We start from the raw sequence: 21,943 nt of genomic DNA on the forward strand, positions 1-21,943 counted from the left end.
GCTACATTTTAGCAGATGAATGCGCTAAAATAGCGTTTTTTTCCGCATCAATATATAAAATGCAACTCAAGCAAATGAAAATATCAGGGTTCAAATCATTTGTGGACCCTGTCACAATTCATCTTCCCAGCCAATTAATTGCTATTGTTGGTCCAAATGGGTGTGGAAAATCCAATATCATTGATGCCGTACGGTGGGTTTTAGGCGAAAGCTCTGCCAAAAATTTACGTGGCGATGCGATGACAGATGTCATATTTAATGGGGCAAGCACACGTCGTGCGGTTGGCCAAGCATCGGTTGAATTACGATTTGATAATCAGCTGGGTAAGATTGGGGGACAATTTAATCAATACCAAGAAATTGCCATTAAACGAACGGTCAATCGAGATGGCGATTCCGCCTACTACCTCAATGGCAAACGCTGCCGAAAACGCGATATCATTGATATTTTTCTTGGGACTGGCGCTGGTTCACGAGGCTATTCCATTATTAGTCAAGGGACCATCTCGCAACTTATTGAAGCAAAGCCCTTAACCCTACGTTCCTATTTAGAGGAAGCCGCAGGCATCTCAAAATACAAAGAAAGACGGCGAGAAACCCTCCAACGTATCGAACATACGAAAGCCAACCTTGCTCGGATTCATGACATCAGTCAAGAATTAGACAAGCAAGTCCAGCGTTTACAAAAACAAGCGAAAACCGCAGAAAAATATCTCCAATTAAAACAAGAAGCAACCCACTGTCGCATAAAAATTTCTGCCTATAAATGGCAACATCATCATACACAACGCACATTGTATCAACAACAACTTGAAGAACTGACGCGAAAGATTACCGACCTCAAACAACAGCGTGCGTCGTTTATTAATGAGGCAACTAAGGCACAAGCATCTCTCCAAGATCAGCAGCACCTTTTTAACCAAAAACAACAAGCTTATTATGAGCAACAAAGCAAATTAGCACGCATCGAAGAACATGCCTTGATGCGCGAAAAAGAGCAACAAGCGATTACCAGCCAAATACATCAAGCGCAACAAGACGCGCAGCAAATTGCACAAACGACAACGGATGAGCAATCCCAATTAAATAGTTGCCAACAACAGTTAGAGCAAACAGAAAAATTGCTCGTTGAAATGAACCAAACATATGAACAGGCGTTAGCCGATTTAAACCATCTAGAACACCAACAACAAGAACAAACACAAGCTTACCAGCAATTAATAAGTCAGCAACAAACACTAAACCATAGCCAACAATTAACCCAGCTTAAAATCGATCAGCTAAATGACAAGCAGCAACAGTGGATGATCCAGGTAGAAAACACGGACAGTCAGGAGTTAACAAAGACAATTGAACATTGCCAAAACCAGGCGCAGCAGCTAGAAAAAACTCTGCACCACTATGAAAAATCGATTGAAGCGCTTGAAACTGATATACAATCTCATATAACTGACGAGCGAGGCCACCAGCAATCATTGCAAACGATTAAAAAAACCATCAAAGACCTTGAGGCTGATTATCAACACCTCTTACGCCAAAAAACGATCGTTGATGCGTCAATCGAGGCAAATAGTGGGAAGAAAGAGCAGTCAATCCCCTCTTTCCTACAACAACAAACGCCCGTTTTTCAGACAATTACTGTCGCCGAAGAATGGCAGGCTGGATTTCAATGGATAGCATCTTTTCTCCTTCATGGCTATTTAGTGGAAAATACCCAGGATCTTCTCTCCCATAAAGCACAACTTTCACAAAGTGGATTAGTCTTATGCCAATCAAATCCGCCTAAAAAATCAGTCCAAGGTCAAACATTAGCCGACGTCATCGATGGCCCGATTCCCGATACAAACCTCAAACTCAGCACTATTTATTTAGCTGAGTCAATTGAAGAAGCGTATGCAAAAATCGATTCTTTAGCAAACGATGCATCCATTCTGACTAAAGATGGTTATTGGTTAGGAAAGACCTGGCTTCAGTGCATGCCGGCAGATAATGAAGCGTCTGTCAACTTACTCGCACTCGTTCAAGACCAAAAACGTCTTAATCAATCGCTTGAAGACTTGTCAAATCAAATAAGCCTTTATCAACAAAAGCATCTAGAAAGTGAAAATAATCTCCAAGAGATTGGCCATTCCATTAAAGCAACGCAAGCAGCGCTTAGTCAGCAGCGTCAAGAACAACAAAAAACCCAAACTGAACTCACGCTTTGCCAACGCCAACAAAAGCAAGCTGAAATGGAGAAAATCCGGTTAAATGAGCTAAGCTTGCAATATCACACAGAGATTGAGTCAATTGTCTCAGAGCGACTCTTACTTGAAAAGCAATTGGAAAGTACTCAAACCCAACAAAGCGATCTTGCGCTTCAATTGAATCAATTCGAACATCTCAGCTCTCAAGCTGAAACCGTCAAATTAAAAAAAGAAACGGTCATGCATTACCACCAACAGTTGCAACAACACCAGTTAATGCAAAAGCAATTGCAACAAACTGAACAAAACAGTAAGCAGCAATTAACCTATTGGCAATCTCAACAAGAAAAGTTAGCGGCAAGGCTGACACAATTAAATGATTCGTTGGCCGACCTTGGAAATAAACAGGAATCGGATGATAAAGCAAATATTGATGACTTAAAAACGGAACAAAAAAGCAATAAGTTGCTTTTGGATCAGCTACAAGCTGATATTGAGCAACAAAAGCAAACAATAAGCTCATACTTACAGCAGGCCGATTCATTGCTTCAACAAGCGAATGACGTTGAACATTTGTTCCAGGCAGCCCAATTACAAAAACAAGAAGCCACTATCCGTTTAGAAGAAGCACAAAATCAATTGGATCAATACGCTATTACCATTGAAGAGGCGATAACGCATTTAACAGAAACGGACACGATTGAGCATTTAAACCAACTGCTTAGCCATAATGAAAATCGTCTCCAACTACTTGGTGGCGTCAATCTGGCAGCAAAAGCCGAGCTCGATGAAGAAATAGCTCGTAAGCAAGCATTAGATGCCCAACAAGTCGATCTAGAGTCAGCTATCGAATCACTTAACCAAGCCATCAATAAAATTGACCAAGAAACCAAAACACGATTCAATGAAACGTTCGAACAAGTCAACAAAACCTTTCAACATCTGTTCCCAACGGTTTTTGGCGGGGGCAAAGCATCATTAACCCTTGAAGGAGATGACTGGCTTGAAAGTGGTGTCATGGTGATGGCACAACCTCCTGGAAAGCGAAACACGACCATACAGCTTCTCTCAGGAGGTGAAAAGGCCCTTACCGCCGTTGCGCTGGTATTTGCTCTTTTCCAATTAAACCCATCCCCTTTTTGTTTACTCGATGAGGTCGATGCGCCGTTAGATGATGCGAATGTCGGTCGGTTTTGTCAATTAGTCAAGCAAATGTCTGACCAAGTCCAATTTTTAATAATTACACACAATAAGGTTACCATGACGCTTGCTAAACATTTGATTGGAGTCACCATGCGTGAACCGGGAGTTTCGAGATTGGTCGCAGTAGACGTTGCAGAAGCCATCGAATTGAGCGCGAAGTGAGCTTGACAAATGGTTTCTGCCAATTAGATACTGTAAAATATTACCTAAAAATCTTTCACTGGAGACATCATGCAAGCGAATATAAGCTTGGCCTTTAATCTATTACTACTAGGTGGGGTTATCTATGCGATTTTTCGCATTTTAAGAAAACAACCCTCTTCGGATATTGCTGATACAACATCAAACCACCCTAAAGATATTATCGAACGAGATGATATCATTGCAATCCGGAAAATTACTCCCCCAGAAACCGTTGTTTCAATGGATAAATTCCATAAGGAAGAACCCACCTCAAAAATGAGAAAATCGGATAACCCCCACCAACTCTATTTCCTTGTTCCTAACAAGCAACCGCATTTTCAAGGATATGACTTACTTCAAAGTTTGCTTGCTGCCAAATTACGGTTTGGGGAAGGCAATTTTTTCCATTATTACCAACAACAAAATGGGATTACTGAATCCGTATTTACTGTCGCAGCAACGAGTGAAACAGGCCAGTTTGATTTAAATAAAATGCATGCTTTTACTACCAGAGGCTTGTGCTTGTTTATTGAACCAAAGGCAGATGAGTCTTCTAATAAAGATGCGCAAGCTATTCTGCTACAAACCGCCAAGCGATTGTGTCAACTTTTAGATGCAACTTTGTTGGATGAGACGCAAAAACCAATGAGCCATCCCATGACGAATGCCTCCACTGAAACCGCCTCAGCGACATAACCAAAGGTAGATTGGAATAATGAAACTAGCGCAGATAGCCCTTTGGTTAAGTCAGCAATGTGACCTCGATTTAACCGTTAATCAAATCGTGTCTGATAGCAGGCTTGTTAAACCAGGCGATGTTTTTGTCGCCTTATCTGGCGAAACATACCAAGGGCATAACTTTATTAGTGCGGCAGCCCAGCAAGGCGCCATTGCAGCAATCACTGACAAACAAGATCCGGATGTAACTATCCCTCAGTTTGTGGTAAACGATCCGCTAGTAGCATTAACCACCATGGCAATAGCGCATCGTCAACAAGTCAAATGCCCAACTGTCGCCCTAACGGGTAGTAATGGTAAGACAACTGTGAAAGAGATGATCTACACCGCGTTACCCAAACCCGCGCTCGCAACTACTGGGAATTTGAATAACCATATAGGCGTTCCACTCAGTGTCCTTCGCCTGAGACCCGAACATCGTTATGCTGCCTTCGAACTTGGTGCAAATCACCTTGGTGAAATTGCTCAAACGGTGAAAATTGCCCAACCGGATGTTGCTTTAATAAATAATATCGGCCCAGCACATATTGAGGGCTTTGGTAGCATTGATGGGGTTGCAAAAGCCAAGGGCGAAATTTACAGTGGTCTGAAAAAAGAAGGGATTGCCGTTATCAATGATGATGATAATTACAACCATTTCTGGGATGACATCATCAAGGATAAATCCGTTATTCGATTTTCCATGACCCACACAGCCGATGTTTATGCAGACAATATTATCATGGATCAATACAACTGTGCCCATTTCCAAGTACACTTTCCTTCTCAAATAACGGCTGATATCCATTTGCAAGTACCTGGCCGCCACTTGGTTGCCAATGCGTTAGCTGCCGCCAGTTGTTTATTTGCTCTTAATATACCCATCGACAATATTGTCACAGGCCTCAATCAATTTAAGGGCGTAAAAGGTCGCTTTCAACGCATGAAAGGACAAAAAGAAAGTTGTATCATTGATGATAGCTATAATGCCAATCTAAATTCCACACAACGTGCCATTGAAGCTCTGGCGCAATACCCTGGTAAACGCATATTAATCATGGGTGACATGGCTGAGCTAGGCTCTTGGGGAATCGAACATCATCAACAAATTGGAAATTTAGCAAAACAAAATCATATCGACATGGTCATTACCCTTGGAAATTTATCGTCTCACACCAGCGAATCATTTGGTGACAATGCTTTTCATTTCAACGATATTGGCAGCCTGATTGATCATGTCAGAGGCTTATTGGCTTCTGATGTAACCCTATTGATTAAAGGTTCGCGCAGTGCCCGAATGGAAAGGGTTGTTGATGCGTTAAAAGAAAAAGAACTACACGCAGATGCGTCGAGTTAACACGAAAGATACATAAGGAATCTAAAAAATGCTCTATTGGTTAACCCAATATTTTCAAGGTCAATACCATGCTCTTAGGGTATTTCAATACCTGACCTTTCGTTCAATATTAGCCGCTTTCACCGCTTTGCTGCTAACAATTATCTTTGGCCCTATATTAATAAAATGGCTTAAACAGGTTCAGATAGGCCAAATGATTCGGGATGACGGTCCTCAATCACACTTTAGTAAGAAAGGCACTCCGACGATGGGTGGCGTTCTTATTATCTTTGGTATCACGATGAGTGTGTTGTTATGGGGTGATCTAAGCCAACCAGCGTTATGGTTGGTTTTACTAGTCATGCTAGGGTTTGCTTTAATTGGCTGGGTAGATGATTATCGCAAGGTGGTACAAAAAAATAGTAAGGGGTTACCGGGTCGCTGGAAATATTTTTGGCAATCAGTCGTGGCACTTATCGCTTTGGTGTGGCTATACAGCCAAGCGATTTTGCCTGTTCATACTCAATTAACTATCCCATTTTTTAAATCATGGCTAATTGACTTAGGCATTTTCTTTCCCATATTCGGTTATTTCGTCGTTGTCGGTAGCAGTAATGCCGTCAATTTGACCGATGGTCTTGATGGCTTGGCTATCGTCCCCGTTATCATGGTTGGCGGTGCTCTTGGGATATTTGCTTATGCCTCCTCCAATGCTATTTATGCCCATTATTTAGCAATGCCGTTTGTGCCTCGCACTGGCGAGCTAACCATATTTTGCTCTGCCATGGTGGGAGCTGGTTTAGGTTTTTTATGGTTCAACAGCTATCCAGCCCAAGTATTTATGGGTGATGTCGGGTCGTTATCGCTTGGCGCGGCATTAGGGATGATTGCGGTGGTGATTCGCCAAGAGCTGGTATTAATGATTATGGGCGGTTTATTTGTTATTGAGACATTGTCCGTCATTTTACAAGTGGGCTACTTCAAAGCCACCGGTGGAAAACGACTATTCCGAATGGCGCCATTACATCACCATTTTGAATTAATGGGATGGCCTGAACCAAAAGTGATTGTTCGATTTTGGATTCTTACTGTCTTTTTCGTCCTTTTTGGACTCGCAACTCTGAAATTACGTTGAGAGAAATGCCATGCAAAACCGTCTTCAATTAGTTATTGGTATTGGAAAAACAGGTGAATCAATCGGGCGCTGGTTAGCTCGTCACAATCAACGTTTTGTTTTCTTTGATACGCGCTCTGAGCCCCCGCAAAAAGCAGCCATTGAAAAATTATTCCCCGATGCTGCACTTTATTGTGGTCTTTTGCCTGAATCAATTTGGGCGAATATTGAAAAAATCTATGTTAGTCCGGGCGTCGATTTTCGACACCCCGTCATGACACAAGCCCTCAAAACAAAGATACCACTTAGTAATGATATCGATTGTTTAGCCGCTGAAATCGGTGATGCGCAAGTGGTAGCAATTACAGGTACCAATGGAAAATCCACCGTCACCGAGCTTGTTGGCTTAATGGCAAAAACTGACCAACATCCCGTTGTGGTTGCAGGCAACATTGGTTTGCCCGTTCTTGATCAACTGGAAACTGCTCCCTCTAATGCGTTATGGGTTTTGGAATTATCCAGTTTCCAACTCGATTTGAGTAAACATCTTAAACCATCTGCTACCACTATTTTAAATATCACCCCCGATCACCTCGACAGGCATGGAACGTTTGCAAATTATATTGAGTCAAAACAAAAAATTTACAAACAGGCGCAATTTGCTGTTTATAATCGTCAAGACACTAATACCTACCCCCCCGAAAATGTTGAATCAACAAGCTTTGGATTAGACAAGCCTAATGCCAATCAATGGGGAATAGATTACCTGGATGACCAACCTTATCTTTGCTATGGTGCAAAAAAAATCCTGTCAACCTCATCACTCAAACTGAAAGGACAACATTTCTGGCAAAATGCACTGGCTGCTTCAGCTTTAGCGCATCGGATGAATATCTCTATCGAAGCAATCACAAAGGTTTTATCAACCTACCAAGGCTTGCCCTATCGGACGCAATGGGTGGCAACGATTAACCAGGTTGACTATATCAATGATTCAAAGGGAACCAACGTGGGAGCAACACAGTCTGCCATCCAAGGGATCGGTTCTACCATACCAGGGAAACTCATTCTTATTGCAGGAGGGCAAGGAAAAGGGGCGGATTTTTCTTTATTACAGCCCTGCGTCAAGCAGTATGTCAAAGCAGCATTCATTTATGGGCAAGATGGTCCATTGTTAGTTGAAGCCCTAAAAAACCATACTCAAGTAACGGCAACCAGTGGGTTGAAAGAATCGCTACGACACGCTTTTGAAATTGCCAAACCAGGAGACTGTGTCTTATTCTCACCCGCTTGTGCAAGCTTCGATGGCTTTAAAGACTTTAACCATCGCGGTGAAGTCTTTAATGAATTGGTCGAGGCATTAAAATGATAGGGTTGGCATACCAGAAACACCCGTTTTCAGGCCCAGCATTATCTCAGTTAGATAATTGGCTACTAGGGGTTGCTGTTACCTTAATCTTACTAGGGCTTATCATGGTATGTTCAAGTGCTATCATGGTCTCCACATCCCAATATCACCAACCTTTTTTTTACCTAATAAGGCAATTATTGTTCCTGAGTATTGGGTTGGTTGTCGCAAAAGTAATATTGCATATTGATTCCTCTATTTGGCAGCGCTATAGCGTGCCGGCATTATTCACTTGTTTATTTTTATTGCTCATCGTCCTTATCCCTGGCATTGGTAAAGTCGTCAATGGCTCACGTCGCTGGCTTGCTTTTGGCCCAATTGGCATACAAGTTTCTGAAATAGCTAAACTAACGATGGTCGTGTATATGGCCAGTTATTTGGTGCGACAAAAAGACAAGGTCACCTCCCAACTATCAGGCTTTATCAATCCCATGATTGTGCTCGGCATTGTATCCCTACTTCTATTAAGGGAGCCCGATTTTGGTGCTACTGTGGTCATCAGTTTTACTGTGATGAGTATGTTATTTATCGCTGGCGTAAAATTTCGCTATTACACACTTTTCTTGATTGTTGTTGCCTTCGCCCTGACAATGATTGCCCTTTCATCGCCTTATCGCGTTGCGCGTTTAACTGCTTTTTTGGATCCCTGGGCCGATCAATTTAATACAGGTTATCAGCTAACCCAAGCATTAATTGCATTTGGGCGAGGGGGAATTTGGGGCGTGGGACTCGGCGATAGCGTTCAAAAACTATTCTATCTTCCCGAATCTCATACAGATTTTCTATTTGCTGTACTAGCTGAAGAGCTTGGATTCGCAGGCGTTATGCTAGTTGTGATATTGTATTGTATACTGATTATGAGAGGCATCAAAATTGCAAATAACGCGTATCGACAACAACGCTTATTTGCAGCATATGTCGCTTATGGGTTAACCTTTTGGTTAGCGTTACAGAGCTTTATCAACATGGGCGTCAATGCTGGTTTATTGCCAACCAAGGGACTGACCTTGCCTTTACTGAGTTATGGTGGGGCAAGTTTAATAATAAATTGTATCATGATTGCTTGTTTGTTGAGAATCGATTACGAGAACAAAGTGTCTGCTGCAATGCAGTAATATACGGGATTTTCGCAATACTGCTGGGGCAAGGAGAAAATGATTTTAGGGATGCGCTTTCACGAGGGAACGTCCCGATTGAATGTCCGATTTTAAGGTCATTTTTTTGCGAAATAATTAGAAAAATTGCCTCCATTTGGCAGCGGACCAATCAGGCAAGGGGAACGCGGTGAAAAATATTAACAACTTTATGACACCAAGGATGGGTCGCGTTGAAAACATTCATTTCATTGGCATCGGTGGCTCGGGCATGTGCGGCATTGCCGAGGTATTGCATAATGAAGGGTATTGCATCACGGGATCTGATGCAAGCGAAAGCAAAACGACTCAATATCTTCAATCGTTGGGGATTGAAATAACCATCGGCCATCATGCTAGTTTAATTGACAAAGCAGATGTGGTGGTGCGCTCGACCGCCATTCGGGATGATAATCCTGAGATCCTGGCTGCAAAGCAAAAACAAATTCCGATTATACCGCGGGCAAAAATGCTGGCAGAACTCATGAGATTTCGACATGGTATCGCGATTGCGGGCACTCATGGAAAAACGACTACCACCAGTTTAGTCAGCAGTGTATTGGCAGAAGGTGGTCTGGATCCGAGTTATGTTATTGGTGGCCGGCTAAATAGCTCGGGTTCGAATGCGCAGCTCGGTAAATCAACTTATTTTGTCGCTGAAGCGGATGAATCCGATGCTTCCTTTTTGTTTTTAAAACCAATGACAGCCGTGGTCACTAACATCGATGCGGATCATATGGGGACCTATGAGGACAATGTCGACAAACTTAAAGATACCTTCTTAGAGTTTTTACACCATCTTCCCTTTTATGGCTTAGCTATTTTATGTCTCGATGACCCAGGTGTTATGGACGTGATGCCAAGAATTGAGCGACCTATTATAACCTATGGCTTTAACAAAAATGCCCATTATCATGCCGTCGAATGGGTGCAAAAAGGTCTATCTAGCCAATTCACCGTTTTCAGACCAATTCCCCATGCGCCACTACACATCGAATATAATTTACCAGGCCGCCATAATGTATTAAATGCATTAGCCGCTATAGCCGTCGCCACCGATCTGGGTGTCAGCGATACCGACATCATTGAAGGTCTTAGAAAATTCCAAGGGGTAGGACGGCGCTTCCAACAACTCGGTGATAAACTATTCGAGCATGGAACAGCTAAAATTATCGACGATTATGGCCACCACCCCCAAGAAATTAGTTCGACCATTGATGCATTGCGCCATGTATGGCCCGATACTAAATTAATTCATGTTTTTCAGCCACATCGGTATACGCGAACGAAAGCCTTATTTGATGCCTTTGTTGATGCGTTAAGTTTGGCAGATGAGCTCGTGTTATTAGATGTGTATCCAGCTGGGGAACCCCCCATTGAAGGAGCAAACTCAGCCGCCATTGCCCAAAAATTACATGAGAAAGGTAAACATGCTTATTTGGCAAATGAACAGACTTTATTAGCCACACTCGATAAAATTGTCCAAAACGATAATATTTTATTAATGCAAGGCGCTGGCAGTATTGGTACGATGGCCAATAAACTTGTGCAAAATACCCAGGAGCCAATATCATGAACCAACCGGCACTGGTCTCTCAATTAAGAGGTGAATTATTTCATCATCAACCCCTTGCAAAATACACGACTTGGCGTGTAGGTGGTCCTGCAGACACACTCTATAAACCGGCTGATTTGGAAGATTTATGTCATTTCTTAACAACATTACCAGCCGATGAGCCAATTCATTGGTTAGGCTTAGGTTCCAATTCGCTTATCAGTGACAGTGGGATTAGAGGGACAGTTATCGTTACCCAAGGTGCCTTGAAAGATATGGCGATGGTTTCTGCCAATGTCGTTCGGGTTGAAGCCGGTGTAAGTTGTGCGTCTATGGCTCGCTTTTGTGCTCGAAACAATTTACAAGGCGGCGAATTTTGGGCAGGTATCCCGGGAACCATGGGAGGCGCTTTGAAAATGAACGCTGGCTGCTATGGCCATGAAACCTGGAATTATGTCACAGAAGTTGAGACCATTAATCGTCAGGGTGAATTGCATAAACGCCCGGCTAATGACTATGAGATTCAATATCGGCAAGTGAATGGCCATGAAGAAGAATGGTTTATTGCAGCCTGGTGCTCATTGAATATTGGCGATAAAGAAATATCACTTAATCGGATCAAAGAGCTTCTAAAACAACGATCGGATACACAACCGACGAGTGAGCATAATTGTGGTTCGGTATTTCGTAATCCACCCGGTAATTTTGCAGCAAAATTGATTGAATCCTGCGGCCTAAAAGGCTTTAAAATCGGCGGCGCGCAAGTATCTACAAAACATGCAAATTTCATTATTAACCAGGACTGTGATGCCACGGCAAAAGACATTGAGCAACTAATTAATCATGTTTGGCAAACGGTAAGAGATAAAACAGGCGTCGAATTGGTCCGCGAGGTCCATCTTATTGGGGAGTAGTTATGGGTAAAAAAGATAAAGTAGCAGTCATTTATGGCGGGAAATCGGGAGAACACGAAATATCACTCCGTTCTGCGGCTTCCGTTGTTCATAATTTAGATGCCAGTCTTTACGATATCATCCCCATCGCGATCGATAAAAATGGGCTATTGTTTCTTAATGACTATCAAGAAATGATGACCTACCGAGACTCGCTTCCAGTAAAAACAGAACACTCTAAAGCCCTGCCAAGCTTAGATAATTTTGGGAAACTCACCATCGATGCTGATGTTATTTTCCCCGTGATGCATGGCCCATTGTATGAAGATGGCTGTTTACAAGGCTTGTTAGAATCGTTATCCATTGCTTATGTCGGTTGTGGCGTTTTGTCATCCGCTATTGGTATGGATAAAGACATGACACGAAAAGTTGCATGCCGTCATGATATCCGTCATGCACCCTACGTCTGTTTAACAGCCACTCAGTCTGACGCGCAACGCCAAACGATCCTGCAACAATTGATCGATCGAAATCAATGGCCATTATTTGTCAAACCGTGTTCATTAGGCTCAAGTGTTGGCACTCATAAAGTCAACGATAGCCAATCATTGCATGAAGCCGTGAAAGATGCTTTTCGTTTTGATCACACCGTGTTGGTTGAAGATTGCATTCACGGGCAAGAAATTGAAATATCGGTGCTGGAAGATCTAGAAATAGGCAACCCTCCCCGAGCATCGACACCGGGTGAAATAAAAACGGTACACCAAGATGGTTTCTATTCGTATAACGCCAAATATTGTCAAAGTGAGCTAACCGATTTAATTATTCCGGCCAACATCAGTAAGGATTTACAACAAAAAGTGCAGCATGCTGCCATTCAGATCTTCCAAAGGCTAAAATGCCAAGGACTCGCAAGAATTGATTTTTTCATTGCCGGGAATGATATCTATTTTAACGAAATTAATACCATGCCAGGGTTTACTTCCATCAGTATGTATCCAAAACTATGGCAACATGATAACCTAGGCTATGAAGATTTGTTGAATCAATTAGTCACATTGGCAAAAAGAAATCATCAAATCAAATCAAATCGCTTAACGGATTACCAGTAATAACTATGGCAAATGATCAAATAGAACCTGAACGAAAGCCGATAAAATTGTTCTTATTGATTGTATTTGCTGTTTTTTTAATTTTCCGTTGTTTCTATCTTTTTTTTAGCGACCCTGAACGGTTCCCTATTGACGTCGTAAAGGTTGAATCACCGTTTAAATTTGTCGATAGAAAAACCATTGAAAAAACGATATCTCCTTTTCTTGAGAAGAGTTTTTTTACGTTACCTGTCCATCAATTACACCAGCAGTTAAACGCATTAAACGGGATTGAACAAGTTGACGTTAAACGGCTGTGGCCAGACCAATTAGTCTTGCATTTTGAAGAAAGGCATCCAATTGCCAGTTGGCATAATCAGCTCATCACACCATCAGGGGAGGTATTTAGCACTAAAGACCCAGCAATATTCGATAACTTACCTAAATTAGAGGGACCCGAAAAAAATAAAAAAGATATTTTACATACTTACCAAAAATTGAGTAAGATATTATCAGGCTACGGATTTTATTGTAGAGAACTAAGTTATTCTCCTGCACAGGGCTGGCAATTACGGTTAAAAAATGACATGCTAATAGAGTTGGGAAATCAACAAATTATCAGTCGACTGGAAAGATTTCTTCGTCGTCTTCCAGCTATACAAGCTGAATCATCGGCTAGGATTAACTACGCAGACCTACGATATAAGCAAGGGGTTGCAGTTAAGTACGAACAATAGGGTCAATTTGTCGCACTTTCATTTTTATAGGGCGACGCTTGATTTGACAAAATGGTGTGTAGAATAAATCGATCGCTATCGGGGAAAATAGGTTAACATGGCCAAAAAACAAGATAAACAAATAATCACTGGTCTGGACATAGGGACATCGAAGATTGTCGCTTTAATCGCTGAAGTTAGTGAAGATGGCTCTATTAATGTAATTGGAATGGGGAGACACCCCTCTCGAGGATTGAAACGTGGCGTCGTCGTTGATATTGAAGCCACCGTTAATTCAATACAAAGAGCGATAGAAGAAGCCGAGTTAATGGCCAACTGTGAGGTATCAACCGTCTATGCTGGCATTGCTGGCAGCCATATTCGCAGCTTAAATAGCCACGGTATTGTGGCTATAAAAGACAAAGAAGTGACTCGGGCGGATGTTGAGCGTGTTATTGAGGCCGCTAAAGCCGTCGCTATCCCAGCGGATCAAAAAATCCTACATGTATTGCCCCAGGAATTTATTATTGACAATCAAGGGAGCATTCGTGAACCACTTGGCATGGCCGGTGTAAGACTTGAAGCGAATGTCCATATTGTCACGGGGGCCGTTAGTGCTGCACAAAATATCGTGAAATGCGTTAATTTATGCGGTTTACAGGTCGAAGACATTATTTTAGAACAGCTGGCTTCAAGTCATTCTGTCTTAACCGACGATGAAAAAGAACTTGGGGTATGCTTAATCGATATCGGTGGAGGCACCACGGATATTGCTGTTTTTTCTCAGGGTGCGATCCAACACACAGCCGTTATTCCAATCGCAGGGGATCAAGTCACCAACGATATTGCCATGGCGTTACGTACCCCCGCTAAATCAGCGGAGCAAATTAAAATTCAATATGCAACCACTATCCCTTCACATGCCAGCACGAATGATATGATTGAAGTATCACCCGCGTCCAATGATCGTGCAGGGCGCAAAATTGCAGCCAGCATGCTAGCAGAAGTGGTTTATGCACGTTATGAAGAGTTGTACATGCTCGTAAATAATGAATTATTACGTAGCGGTTTTGCCGATAGGATACCTGCAGGTCTTGTCATAACCGGTGGTGGTTCTTGTGTAAATGGCGCCTTGTCATTGGCAGAAATGAGCTTCAATATGCCCGTTCGACATGGGCTAACCCATCGTTTGCCCGGCATGCCTGATGAATCCATTTCGCCAACAATGGCAACTAGTGTCGGTTTATTGATACATGGCTTTAATCATAAACAAGAAACAGGGTACAATACGCCAAGACTCAGACCACAAGCAAAAAATGTCTGGGCTAAAATGCGTGCATGGTTTCAAGGTAATTTTTAGGGACATTCCCTGGTAACTACTCATATTCAAAGACTGTTTATACACAGCTCAGCCTAAATTAAGAGGAGAGGCATCATGTTTGAATTAATGGATAACCAGCAAGATAGTGCTGTTATCAAAGTCATCGGCGTTGGTGGTGGCGGTGGAAACGCCATCGAACATATGCTGGCTGAACATTTTGAAGGCGTTGAGTTTATCTGCGCCAACACGGACGCACAAGCCCTGAAAAATTCAAACGCCCAAACGGTTATGCAGCTGGGAGGTGAATTGACCAAAGGACTGGGTGCAGGCGCTAATCCCAAAATTGGCAGAGATGCGGCTGAGGAAGATATTGAAAAAATTCGTGCCTGTATCGAAGGGTCAGATATGGTATTTATCACAGCTGGCATGGGCGGTGGAACCGGAACGGGTGCAGCACCCGTGTTTGCTAGAGTGGCTAGAGAACTAGGGATTCTAACCGTTGCCGTTGTGACTAAGCCATTTTCCTTCGAAGGAAAGCAACGTAGCCTAGCCGCAGAAGAAGGCATCCGCCAACTGGCTGAGCATGTTGACTCACTGATTACGATTCCAAACAACAAATTATTAACTGTTTTAGGAAAAAACATCAGTTTATTGAATGCATTTAAGGCCGCCAACAATGTCCTTCTTGGTGCAGTTAAAGGCATTTCTGATTTAATTACCCGCCCCGGTCTCATTAATGTGGACTTTGCAGACGTTCGAACGGTCATGTCCGAAATGGGAATGGCCATGATGGGAACAGGAACTGCCTCAGGTGAGCAACGAGCCCGACTAGCGGCTGAATCTGCCGTCGCATCACCTTTACTAGAAGACGTGAATTTATCGGGTGCGAAGGGTATTCTTGTCAATATAACAGCTGGCATGGATATGTCGATTGGCGAATTTGAAGAAGTGGGCGATGTTATCAAAGAGTTTATCTCTGATGATGCAACCGTTGTTGTTGGAACGGTCATCGATCCAAATATGACCGACGACATGCACGTCACCGTTATTGTTACTGGCCTGGGTAATCGAAGGGATCAGGCTAGAACAGCTCATACCCCTGCTACCTCTCAGGTTAGCACCAAGCATTCACCTGATTTAGACTACCAGCAATTTGAGCGCCCTGCCGTAGTTCGAAAGCAAGCAGCGGTAGGTCAGATGGAAAATAGCAACAAAGATACAGATTACTTAGACATCCCCGCATTTTTGCGGCGAAAAAAGTAAGCTTGGCAAAAAGTCCGATGTCACCTTCTCCCCAGATAGGGGGAGAAGGTAACTAAAGGCCGATGAAAGGTTAGCGAATTCGAAATCTTTGTTCGGTTAAAAGCACATCGTCCATGCACCATGCCTTAAGATGTTTTTTTATAACCACCCCATTTTTAAGATTAATTTCAAACAGAATGGTTGCAATTTAGATAATAATGGTCGATTATTAGAATAATAATTAGTCATTTTTTTGGAATTGTTAGACAAATCAATAAATTGTTGTTAACATGGTTAAGTTTGGTGTGTGAAAAAAGTGGTAGGGTTTAAGCAAAATTTCACCCAACTTTTGGCAGAAATTCTGCATAAGTCTTAAAAAATAATACGACGAATAGGCGAATGATTAATGATCAAACAAAGAACCCTTAGAAAAATTATTCAAGCTACGGGCGTAGGCTTACACTCAGGAAAAAAAGGGTTATTAACACTGAAACCAGCTCCCATCAACACGGGAATTGTTTTTCGTAGAACAGATTTAGATCCGGTGGTAGAAATACCCGCGGTTTACGACAACGTGTCGGATACCATGTTATGTACCTCCTTAAGCTACCAAAATGTCAAAGTCGCCACCGTTGAACACCTATTATCGGCAATGGCCGGATTAGGCATTGACAATGCCTACGTTGATGTTGACTCACCTGAAGTCCCTATTATGGACGGAAGCGCTGCGCCATTTGTTTTTCTTATTCAATCAGCTGGCATCATCGAGCAAGAAGCGGCTCGAAAATTTATTCGCATAAAGAAAACTGTCCGTGTTGAAGATGGTGATAAATTTACTGAGATATCACCTTATGATGGGTTCAAGGTTGGGTTCACGATTGCTTACGATCACCCTGTCTTCAATGATAAACCCCAACGCTCTGTTTTCGATTTTTCATCGACCTCTTATATCAAAGAAGTCTGTCGCGCTCGAACGTTTGGGTTTTTGTCCGATTATGAGAAATTGCGTGAGAATGACCTCGCCAAAGGTGGTAGCTTAGATAATGCTATTGTGGTTGATGAGTACCGCGTATTAAACGAGGATGGCTTGCGCTTTGACAATGAATTTGTTTCGCATAAAGTTTTAGATGTTATTGGCGATGTGTACTTACTTGGCTGCGGATTAATTGGTGCATTTGAAGGACATAAATCGGGCCATGAAATGAATAATCGCCTGCTAAGAGCATTAATGGCTAGAAAAGATGCATGGGAATACACCTACTTCAATGCTAAAAATTATGCAGAAGCACCCGCTAGCCTCTCATTCAAAAGCTTAGAGCTAGTTGAAGCATAACATTTCAGGGTGAAAGATCTGAGGATAGATAACCAAGTTACTCTTTAGACTCTAAGTGATCAGCCCATTGTTTTATCGCTTTTTTTAAAGGTGGATAATCGACACTCTCAGCAAGTGATTCAACCGTTTTTTTTGCCTTTTGACTAACCTTCCTAGCTTTTTTATCTTTAGATACAAAGACGGGAGCTGCGTGTGGGGACTCGATCATAATATCACACTGGATGAGTTGATAAAGCTGATGGTCACGGCGCAGGCAATCTCGAATCGTTGGGATCAAATAGCGCAACTCTGTCGCAAATGCGGCGTCTCTGACGCTAATCGTTAACTTGCCCCTAACAAAGCTGGCAACTCGACAATAGCTTTGCAGATGCTCAGGCAGCATATCCAAAAAAATATCATTTATTTTATCCACCTGAAAGCTTTGTAAGCATATTTCCACTAATTGGGGATTTAAACATCGGCTAATCCGTCGCATATTCCTGGCTTTTTCATTAAGATAAGGTATAGTATACATAAGAGCGAAATCCTAGTATAGCCATTGACATGACCAATCAACCGACCATTCACCAAGCAAAGCTGCACATCATTATTTTCTTATGGCCTTTGTGCGTGGTCCTTGCACCCATTTATGCTTCGTTTCATTTACCCTCAAATTTACAGCAATTTCGTGATATGTTCTATTATGTTTCAGGGTTTGGCGGCATATGGATTATAATGACTTGGGTTACTTACCAATTTTCATCGCTTACGATTAAACCCAAGCAAGTGATTTTAAGAACCGGCTTATTAGTGCGCCAAACCATTGATATTCCTTTGGACAAAATTGAAAGTATCGATATACGACAATCCTTAATAGGAAGCCTGCTAAAATATGGGGAGCTCACCATCACTGGCACAGGCGGCACCCGCAATGTCATTAATTATTTATGCAAACCTTTAACTTGTCGACGCGTCATTGAACAACAAATGCATCAGGTTTGAATTATACAGGGCTGGCGCATTAACACACAGGGATAGACAATCATGACAACGCAAAAAGTGATTATTCTTGATCACCCCTTAATTCAGCATAAGCTCACCGAGTTGCGCGATAAATACACCCAAACTCGCGAATTTCGTTCATTAATTCATGAAGTATCCCTGTTAATGGCTTATGAGATAACCCGCCATCTACCTTTAAAGTTGAAAACGATTGAAACACCCTTAATGCCGATGGAGGCCCCGACGCTGGCCGGCAAAAAACCCATTTTTGTCTCTATTTTAAGAGCAGGCAATGCATTACTCGATGGGATGTTACAATTAATACCTTCTGCAAAAGTTGGCCATGTCGGTCTGTATCGGGATCATGACACACTAAAAGCAGTTGAGTATTATTTTAAAATGCCTCCCCATTGTGAAAAAAGTGATTTCATCGTTCTTGATCCGATGCTGGCTACTGGCAACACAGCCGTTGCAGCAATCACCCGCATTAAAGCGCTCAATCCAAAAAGTATTGTATTCCTGTGTTTATTAGCGGCACCTGAAGGGATAGAAGCCTTGCACAAAGTCCACCCAGACATTCCAATTTACACAGCAGCGGTGGATGAAAAATTAAATGATAAAAAATATATTTTACCCGGGTTAGGCGATGCAGGCGATCGATTATACGGTACCAAATAACAGGACTACCTGAAAGACAATAGGATGAATTCCCGGTGGTTATCGAGAGACTTTTGAATCATCCTTTCTTGGAAAATCAACGATATCAATTTGTGTTTTATTCACAACTTTTTCGTTTCCGGTTGTTTTGGGTTGGTCTGTTAAATCATAATGGTGATTTTCATTAACCAATCGTTGTATCTCTTTGGCAGGTAAGGCCTTGGCAAAATAAAATCCTTGAGCAACCTCACACCCCATTTTCTTTAACTTTTCGAGTTGGGCAACTGTTTCAACCCCTTCAGCAACAACGGTAATATCGAGCTCTCGTCCCAGATGAACCATTGCCTCAACGATACTTGCCTTTTTCTTATTTTCCAACATGGTGGAAATGAACGACCGGTCAATTTTAATTTCACTGACAGCTAAATCGGATAAGTACATAAAGGATGCATAGCCAGTTCCAAAATCATCAATCGAAATTCTAACACCCATATTGGCAAGTTTATGAATCACTTCAACAGCACTTCGTTGATCCGTTAAATAAAAACTCTCAATGATTTCAAAGGTCAATTTGTGGGCTGGCATATTATAGCGCTCTAAAGCGGATTTAACCCTGTCAGGCAACTCAGGATCGGTTAAATCAACGGCTGACAAATTGACCGCAATATTGAGATTGGTGCCTTCACTGTGCCATTGAGCAGCCTGAGAGAACACCATATTAAGTACGTGGTCTGTCAGCGACTTTACCATACCCGTTCGTTCTGCAATGGGAACAAATTTGGAGGCATTGATCATACCAAAATCGGGGTGAGACCATCTTAATAACGCTTCTAATGAATAAATCGTTCCATCAATTAAATTGATTTTTGGTTGAAAATAGATATCGAGCTGTTCTAATTCAATGGCGCGTTTAAGCTCACTCATTAAAACAAGCCGCGTTGGCTGATCCGCTTCCATGCCTTTTGAAAATATGACAAATTTCTTTTCTAACATCCTTGCTTTATAGAGCGCAATACTTGCAAATTGTAGCAATAGATCGTGATTATCACCATGATCTGGATAAACAGATATCCCCATTCTTGCAGTCACATCGATAGCAAAAGAATCCAAGGCAAAATGAATTGATAAAGCTTGCTGTAGTTTCTTGATGCATTCTTTGACTTCGTCCATGCTGTCAAGGTGAGGAAATAACAAAGCAAATTCATCACCAGAGAAACGACCAACCGTTACAACATCTGAAACTGAACACGACAAGCGAATGGAAAATTGCTTCAGTATTTTATCTGCGTTATTTGCACCTAAACCGGTGTTAATTTCTTTAAAATTGTTAATATTAACCAAAACAACAGCCAATTTTCCCTCGTGGCCTGTCATAGAGGATATGGCTCGTTTTAGTCTTTTCACAAACATTTTTCGATTGGGCAGTTTTGTCAAAAAGTCGTGACTGATGTCATGTTCAACCCGAGATTCCAATTGTGATTTTTCCAGACGAAGCGATTCTGTTTGGTCTATCACCATGGCACTTGCCGTATAGGACATCATTGATCCGACGGACTGTCCCCAAAACATAAATAAAAACGGGGTAAGATCTAACACTAACAAGGCAATGTTATTTTTTTGCGCATCAACGATTCCTTGGAAGGAAATTGTCCCCGACATTTGATAGCTAACAGCCAATGTGGCAATGATTATTGTCAAAATTGAAATGGCTAAGCCATACCAAGCATATTTGGACACTCTTGATTTTAATAAGGCTGCATTTTGCTCGAGGGCGGAGCGAACATTTTTCATGAGAATATTTCCATTATTTTGATAATTAATAATTAGACCAAAATGAATAGCTTATCAAGTTAACCATAATTTAAGAATCTCTAGCACTATGATCTACATGGTCAAAAAATTTAGCTAGCCTTACCTTTTTTATAAATAAAGACTATATTAGAAAGTAGTGAGAACTATTCTAAGCCTACCGACCAACATCCTTAAAAGGCGTTCAAGCTAAATATAAGAATAATACAAGGAGAGACGCATGAAAAATTGGATAACATTAATATGCATTTGGACAGTGATGTTATCGATCAATCCCATTGCCTACGCGGTAGAAAAACAAGTCGCGATAACCATTGATGATTTACCCTTTGTTGGCTCCGCTAATTACAATCCTGGTAATCTGCGTCGAGAGCATGACCGATTTATGAAAATGCTGGCGGCTATCAAAGACAGAGGCGTTCCTGCTACAGGGTTTGTGGTGGCCGGTACGATCGAAAAAGGTCAATGGGACATGTTAAATGAATTCGCAAATGCAGGACTTGAAGTGGGAAATCACACCTATTCGCATCCAAATTTGTACAGCACTGCGACTGAACGGTATATCAAAGACATTGATAAGGCGGACAAGGTTCTAAAGCCAATACTTACTAAGCCCAAATTTTTCCGATATCCCTATTTAGCAGAAGGAAGAGGTGAAAAGAAAGAAAAAGTTCTCTCATTTTTACATCAAAAAGGTTACATCATTGCGCCCGTGACCATCGATAGTAAAGATTTCCGATTCAACGATCGATTATTTAGTATCAATTGGCGTAATCGCCCCCAACATCTGCCAAAAATCAAACAACAATATTTGAGTTACATTTGGCAACAAACTAAGCGAGCGGAGCGAATAAGTGAAAAGAATGGGAAACCTATCAAGGAAATCTTATTAATCCATGCTAATTTAATCAATGCACATGCAATGGGTGACATCATCGATATGTATCAAAAAAAGGGTTACAAAATTGTGCCTCTTAGAGATATTTTACTCCCTTCTTCGATAGCAAAGATGCCGATTGCATCGGAATGATAAAAATTTCTTCTTCAATATTGAGTTTCTCCCCA

General features: G+C 41.8%; 18 protein-coding genes. 16 read left to right on the forward strand and 2 right to left on the reverse strand.

Annotated features, from left to right (window positions below; genetic code table 11):
• Positions 1-59 precede the first annotated feature (59 nt).
• From smc to lpxC, 13 genes are all read left to right on the forward strand, one after another.
• A complete protein-coding gene (gene smc / locus AB3348_RS05060; RefSeq protein ID WP_367606477.1) occupies positions 60-3,551 on the forward strand; it encodes a chromosome segregation protein SMC in 3,492 nt (1,163 codons plus the stop codon).
• Between the two features lie 69 nt (positions 3,552-3,620).
• A complete protein-coding gene (locus AB3348_RS05065) occupies positions 3,621-4,268 on the forward strand; it encodes a cell division protein ZipA C-terminal FtsZ-binding domain-containing protein (RefSeq protein WP_367606478.1) in 648 nt (215 codons plus the stop codon).
• Between the two features lie 19 nt (positions 4,269-4,287).
• Positions 4,288-5,646, forward strand: a complete 1,359-nt coding sequence (murF, locus tag AB3348_RS05070) for a UDP-N-acetylmuramoyl-tripeptide--D-alanyl-D-alanine ligase (protein ID WP_367606479.1) — start codon at positions 4,288-4,290, stop codon at positions 5,644-5,646.
• 28 nt (positions 5,647-5,674) lie between these two features.
• Entirely contained in the window at positions 5,675-6,760 is a 1,086-nt protein-coding gene (mraY, locus tag AB3348_RS05075) for a phospho-N-acetylmuramoyl-pentapeptide-transferase (protein WP_367606480.1), read from the forward strand.
• Between the two features lie 10 nt (positions 6,761-6,770).
• Positions 6,771-8,108, forward strand: coding sequence for a UDP-N-acetylmuramoyl-L-alanine--D-glutamate ligase (murD, locus tag AB3348_RS05080; RefSeq protein WP_367606481.1), 1,338 nt, complete (start codon positions 6,771-6,773; stop codon positions 8,106-8,108).
• Positions 8,105-9,262, forward strand: coding sequence for a putative lipid II flippase FtsW (gene ftsW, locus AB3348_RS05085; RefSeq protein WP_367606482.1), 1,158 nt, complete (start codon positions 8,105-8,107; stop codon positions 9,260-9,262). The genes murD and ftsW overlap by 4 nt, the downstream gene beginning before the upstream one ends.
• 202 nt (positions 9,263-9,464) lie before the next feature.
• Complete coding sequence (murC, locus tag AB3348_RS05090) at positions 9,465-10,856, forward strand: UDP-N-acetylmuramate--L-alanine ligase (protein WP_367606541.1); 1,392 nt, start codon at positions 9,465-9,467, stop codon at positions 10,854-10,856.
• On the forward strand, positions 10,853-11,749 hold the full coding sequence (gene murB, locus AB3348_RS05095; protein ID WP_367606483.1) for a UDP-N-acetylmuramate dehydrogenase: 897 nt from the start codon (positions 10,853-10,855) through the stop codon (positions 11,747-11,749). Before murC ends, murB begins: the two co-directional genes overlap by 4 nt.
• Positions 11,750-11,751: 2 nt before the next feature.
• On the forward strand, positions 11,752-12,840 hold the full coding sequence (locus tag AB3348_RS05100) for a D-alanine--D-alanine ligase family protein (RefSeq protein ID WP_367606484.1): 1,089 nt from the start codon (positions 11,752-11,754) through the stop codon (positions 12,838-12,840).
• A gap of 5 nt (positions 12,841-12,845) precedes the next feature.
• Positions 12,846-13,556 carry a cell division protein FtsQ/DivIB gene (locus AB3348_RS05105; RefSeq protein WP_367606485.1) on the forward strand — a complete coding sequence of 237 codons (711 nt, stop codon included), beginning with the start codon at positions 12,846-12,848 and terminating at the stop codon, positions 13,554-13,556.
• Between the two features lie 97 nt (positions 13,557-13,653).
• Complete coding sequence (gene ftsA, locus AB3348_RS05110; protein WP_367606486.1) at positions 13,654-14,895, forward strand: cell division protein FtsA; 1,242 nt, start codon at positions 13,654-13,656, stop codon at positions 14,893-14,895.
• Between the two features lie 75 nt (positions 14,896-14,970).
• Positions 14,971-16,119: a cell division protein FtsZ gene (ftsZ, locus tag AB3348_RS05115; protein WP_367606487.1), complete on the forward strand. Its 1,149-nt coding sequence runs from the start codon at positions 14,971-14,973 to the stop codon at positions 16,117-16,119.
• 385 nt (positions 16,120-16,504) lie between these two features.
• Entirely contained in the window at positions 16,505-17,431 is a 927-nt protein-coding gene (gene lpxC / locus AB3348_RS05120; RefSeq protein ID WP_367606488.1) for a UDP-3-O-acyl-N-acetylglucosamine deacetylase, read from the forward strand.
• Positions 17,432-17,468: 37 nt separating this feature from the next.
• Here lpxC and AB3348_RS05125 read toward each other — a convergent pair whose 3' ends face one another.
• Positions 17,469-17,945 (reverse strand): DciA family protein, encoded by a 477-nt coding sequence (locus AB3348_RS05125; RefSeq protein WP_367606489.1) that lies wholly within the window; start codon positions 17,943-17,945, stop codon positions 17,469-17,471.
• A 29-nt stretch (positions 17,946-17,974) separates the two neighbouring features.
• On the opposite strand from AB3348_RS05125, the gene AB3348_RS05130 reads away from it, so the two are divergent.
• Both AB3348_RS05130 and upp read left to right on the forward strand, forming a co-directional pair.
• The gene (locus tag AB3348_RS05130; RefSeq protein WP_367606490.1) at positions 17,975-18,412 is read left to right on the forward strand and encodes a PH domain-containing protein; all 438 of its coding nucleotides are present in this window, start codon (positions 17,975-17,977) and stop codon (positions 18,410-18,412) included.
• Positions 18,413-18,454: 42 nt separating this feature from the next.
• The gene (gene upp / locus AB3348_RS05135; protein ID WP_367606491.1) at positions 18,455-19,090 is read left to right on the forward strand and encodes a uracil phosphoribosyltransferase; all 636 of its coding nucleotides are present in this window, start codon (positions 18,455-18,457) and stop codon (positions 19,088-19,090) included.
• A 39-nt stretch (positions 19,091-19,129) separates the two neighbouring features.
• Here upp and AB3348_RS05140 read toward each other — a convergent pair whose 3' ends face one another.
• Positions 19,130-20,860 carry a putative bifunctional diguanylate cyclase/phosphodiesterase gene (locus tag AB3348_RS05140; protein WP_367606492.1) on the reverse strand — a complete coding sequence of 577 codons (1,731 nt, stop codon included), beginning with the start codon at positions 20,858-20,860 and terminating at the stop codon, positions 19,130-19,132.
• A 238-nt stretch (positions 20,861-21,098) separates the two neighbouring features.
• Here AB3348_RS05140 and AB3348_RS05145 point away from each other — a divergent pair, with 238 nt between their 5' ends.
• Positions 21,099-21,908, forward strand: a complete 810-nt coding sequence (locus AB3348_RS05145; protein WP_367606493.1) for a polysaccharide deacetylase family protein — start codon at positions 21,099-21,101, stop codon at positions 21,906-21,908.
• Positions 21,909-21,943 lie beyond the last annotated feature (35 nt).

The sequence above is a fragment of the Legionella sp. W05-934-2 genome, assembly GCF_964199965.1.
GTDB lineage: Bacteria > Pseudomonadota > Gammaproteobacteria > Legionellales > Legionellaceae > JAFIFT01.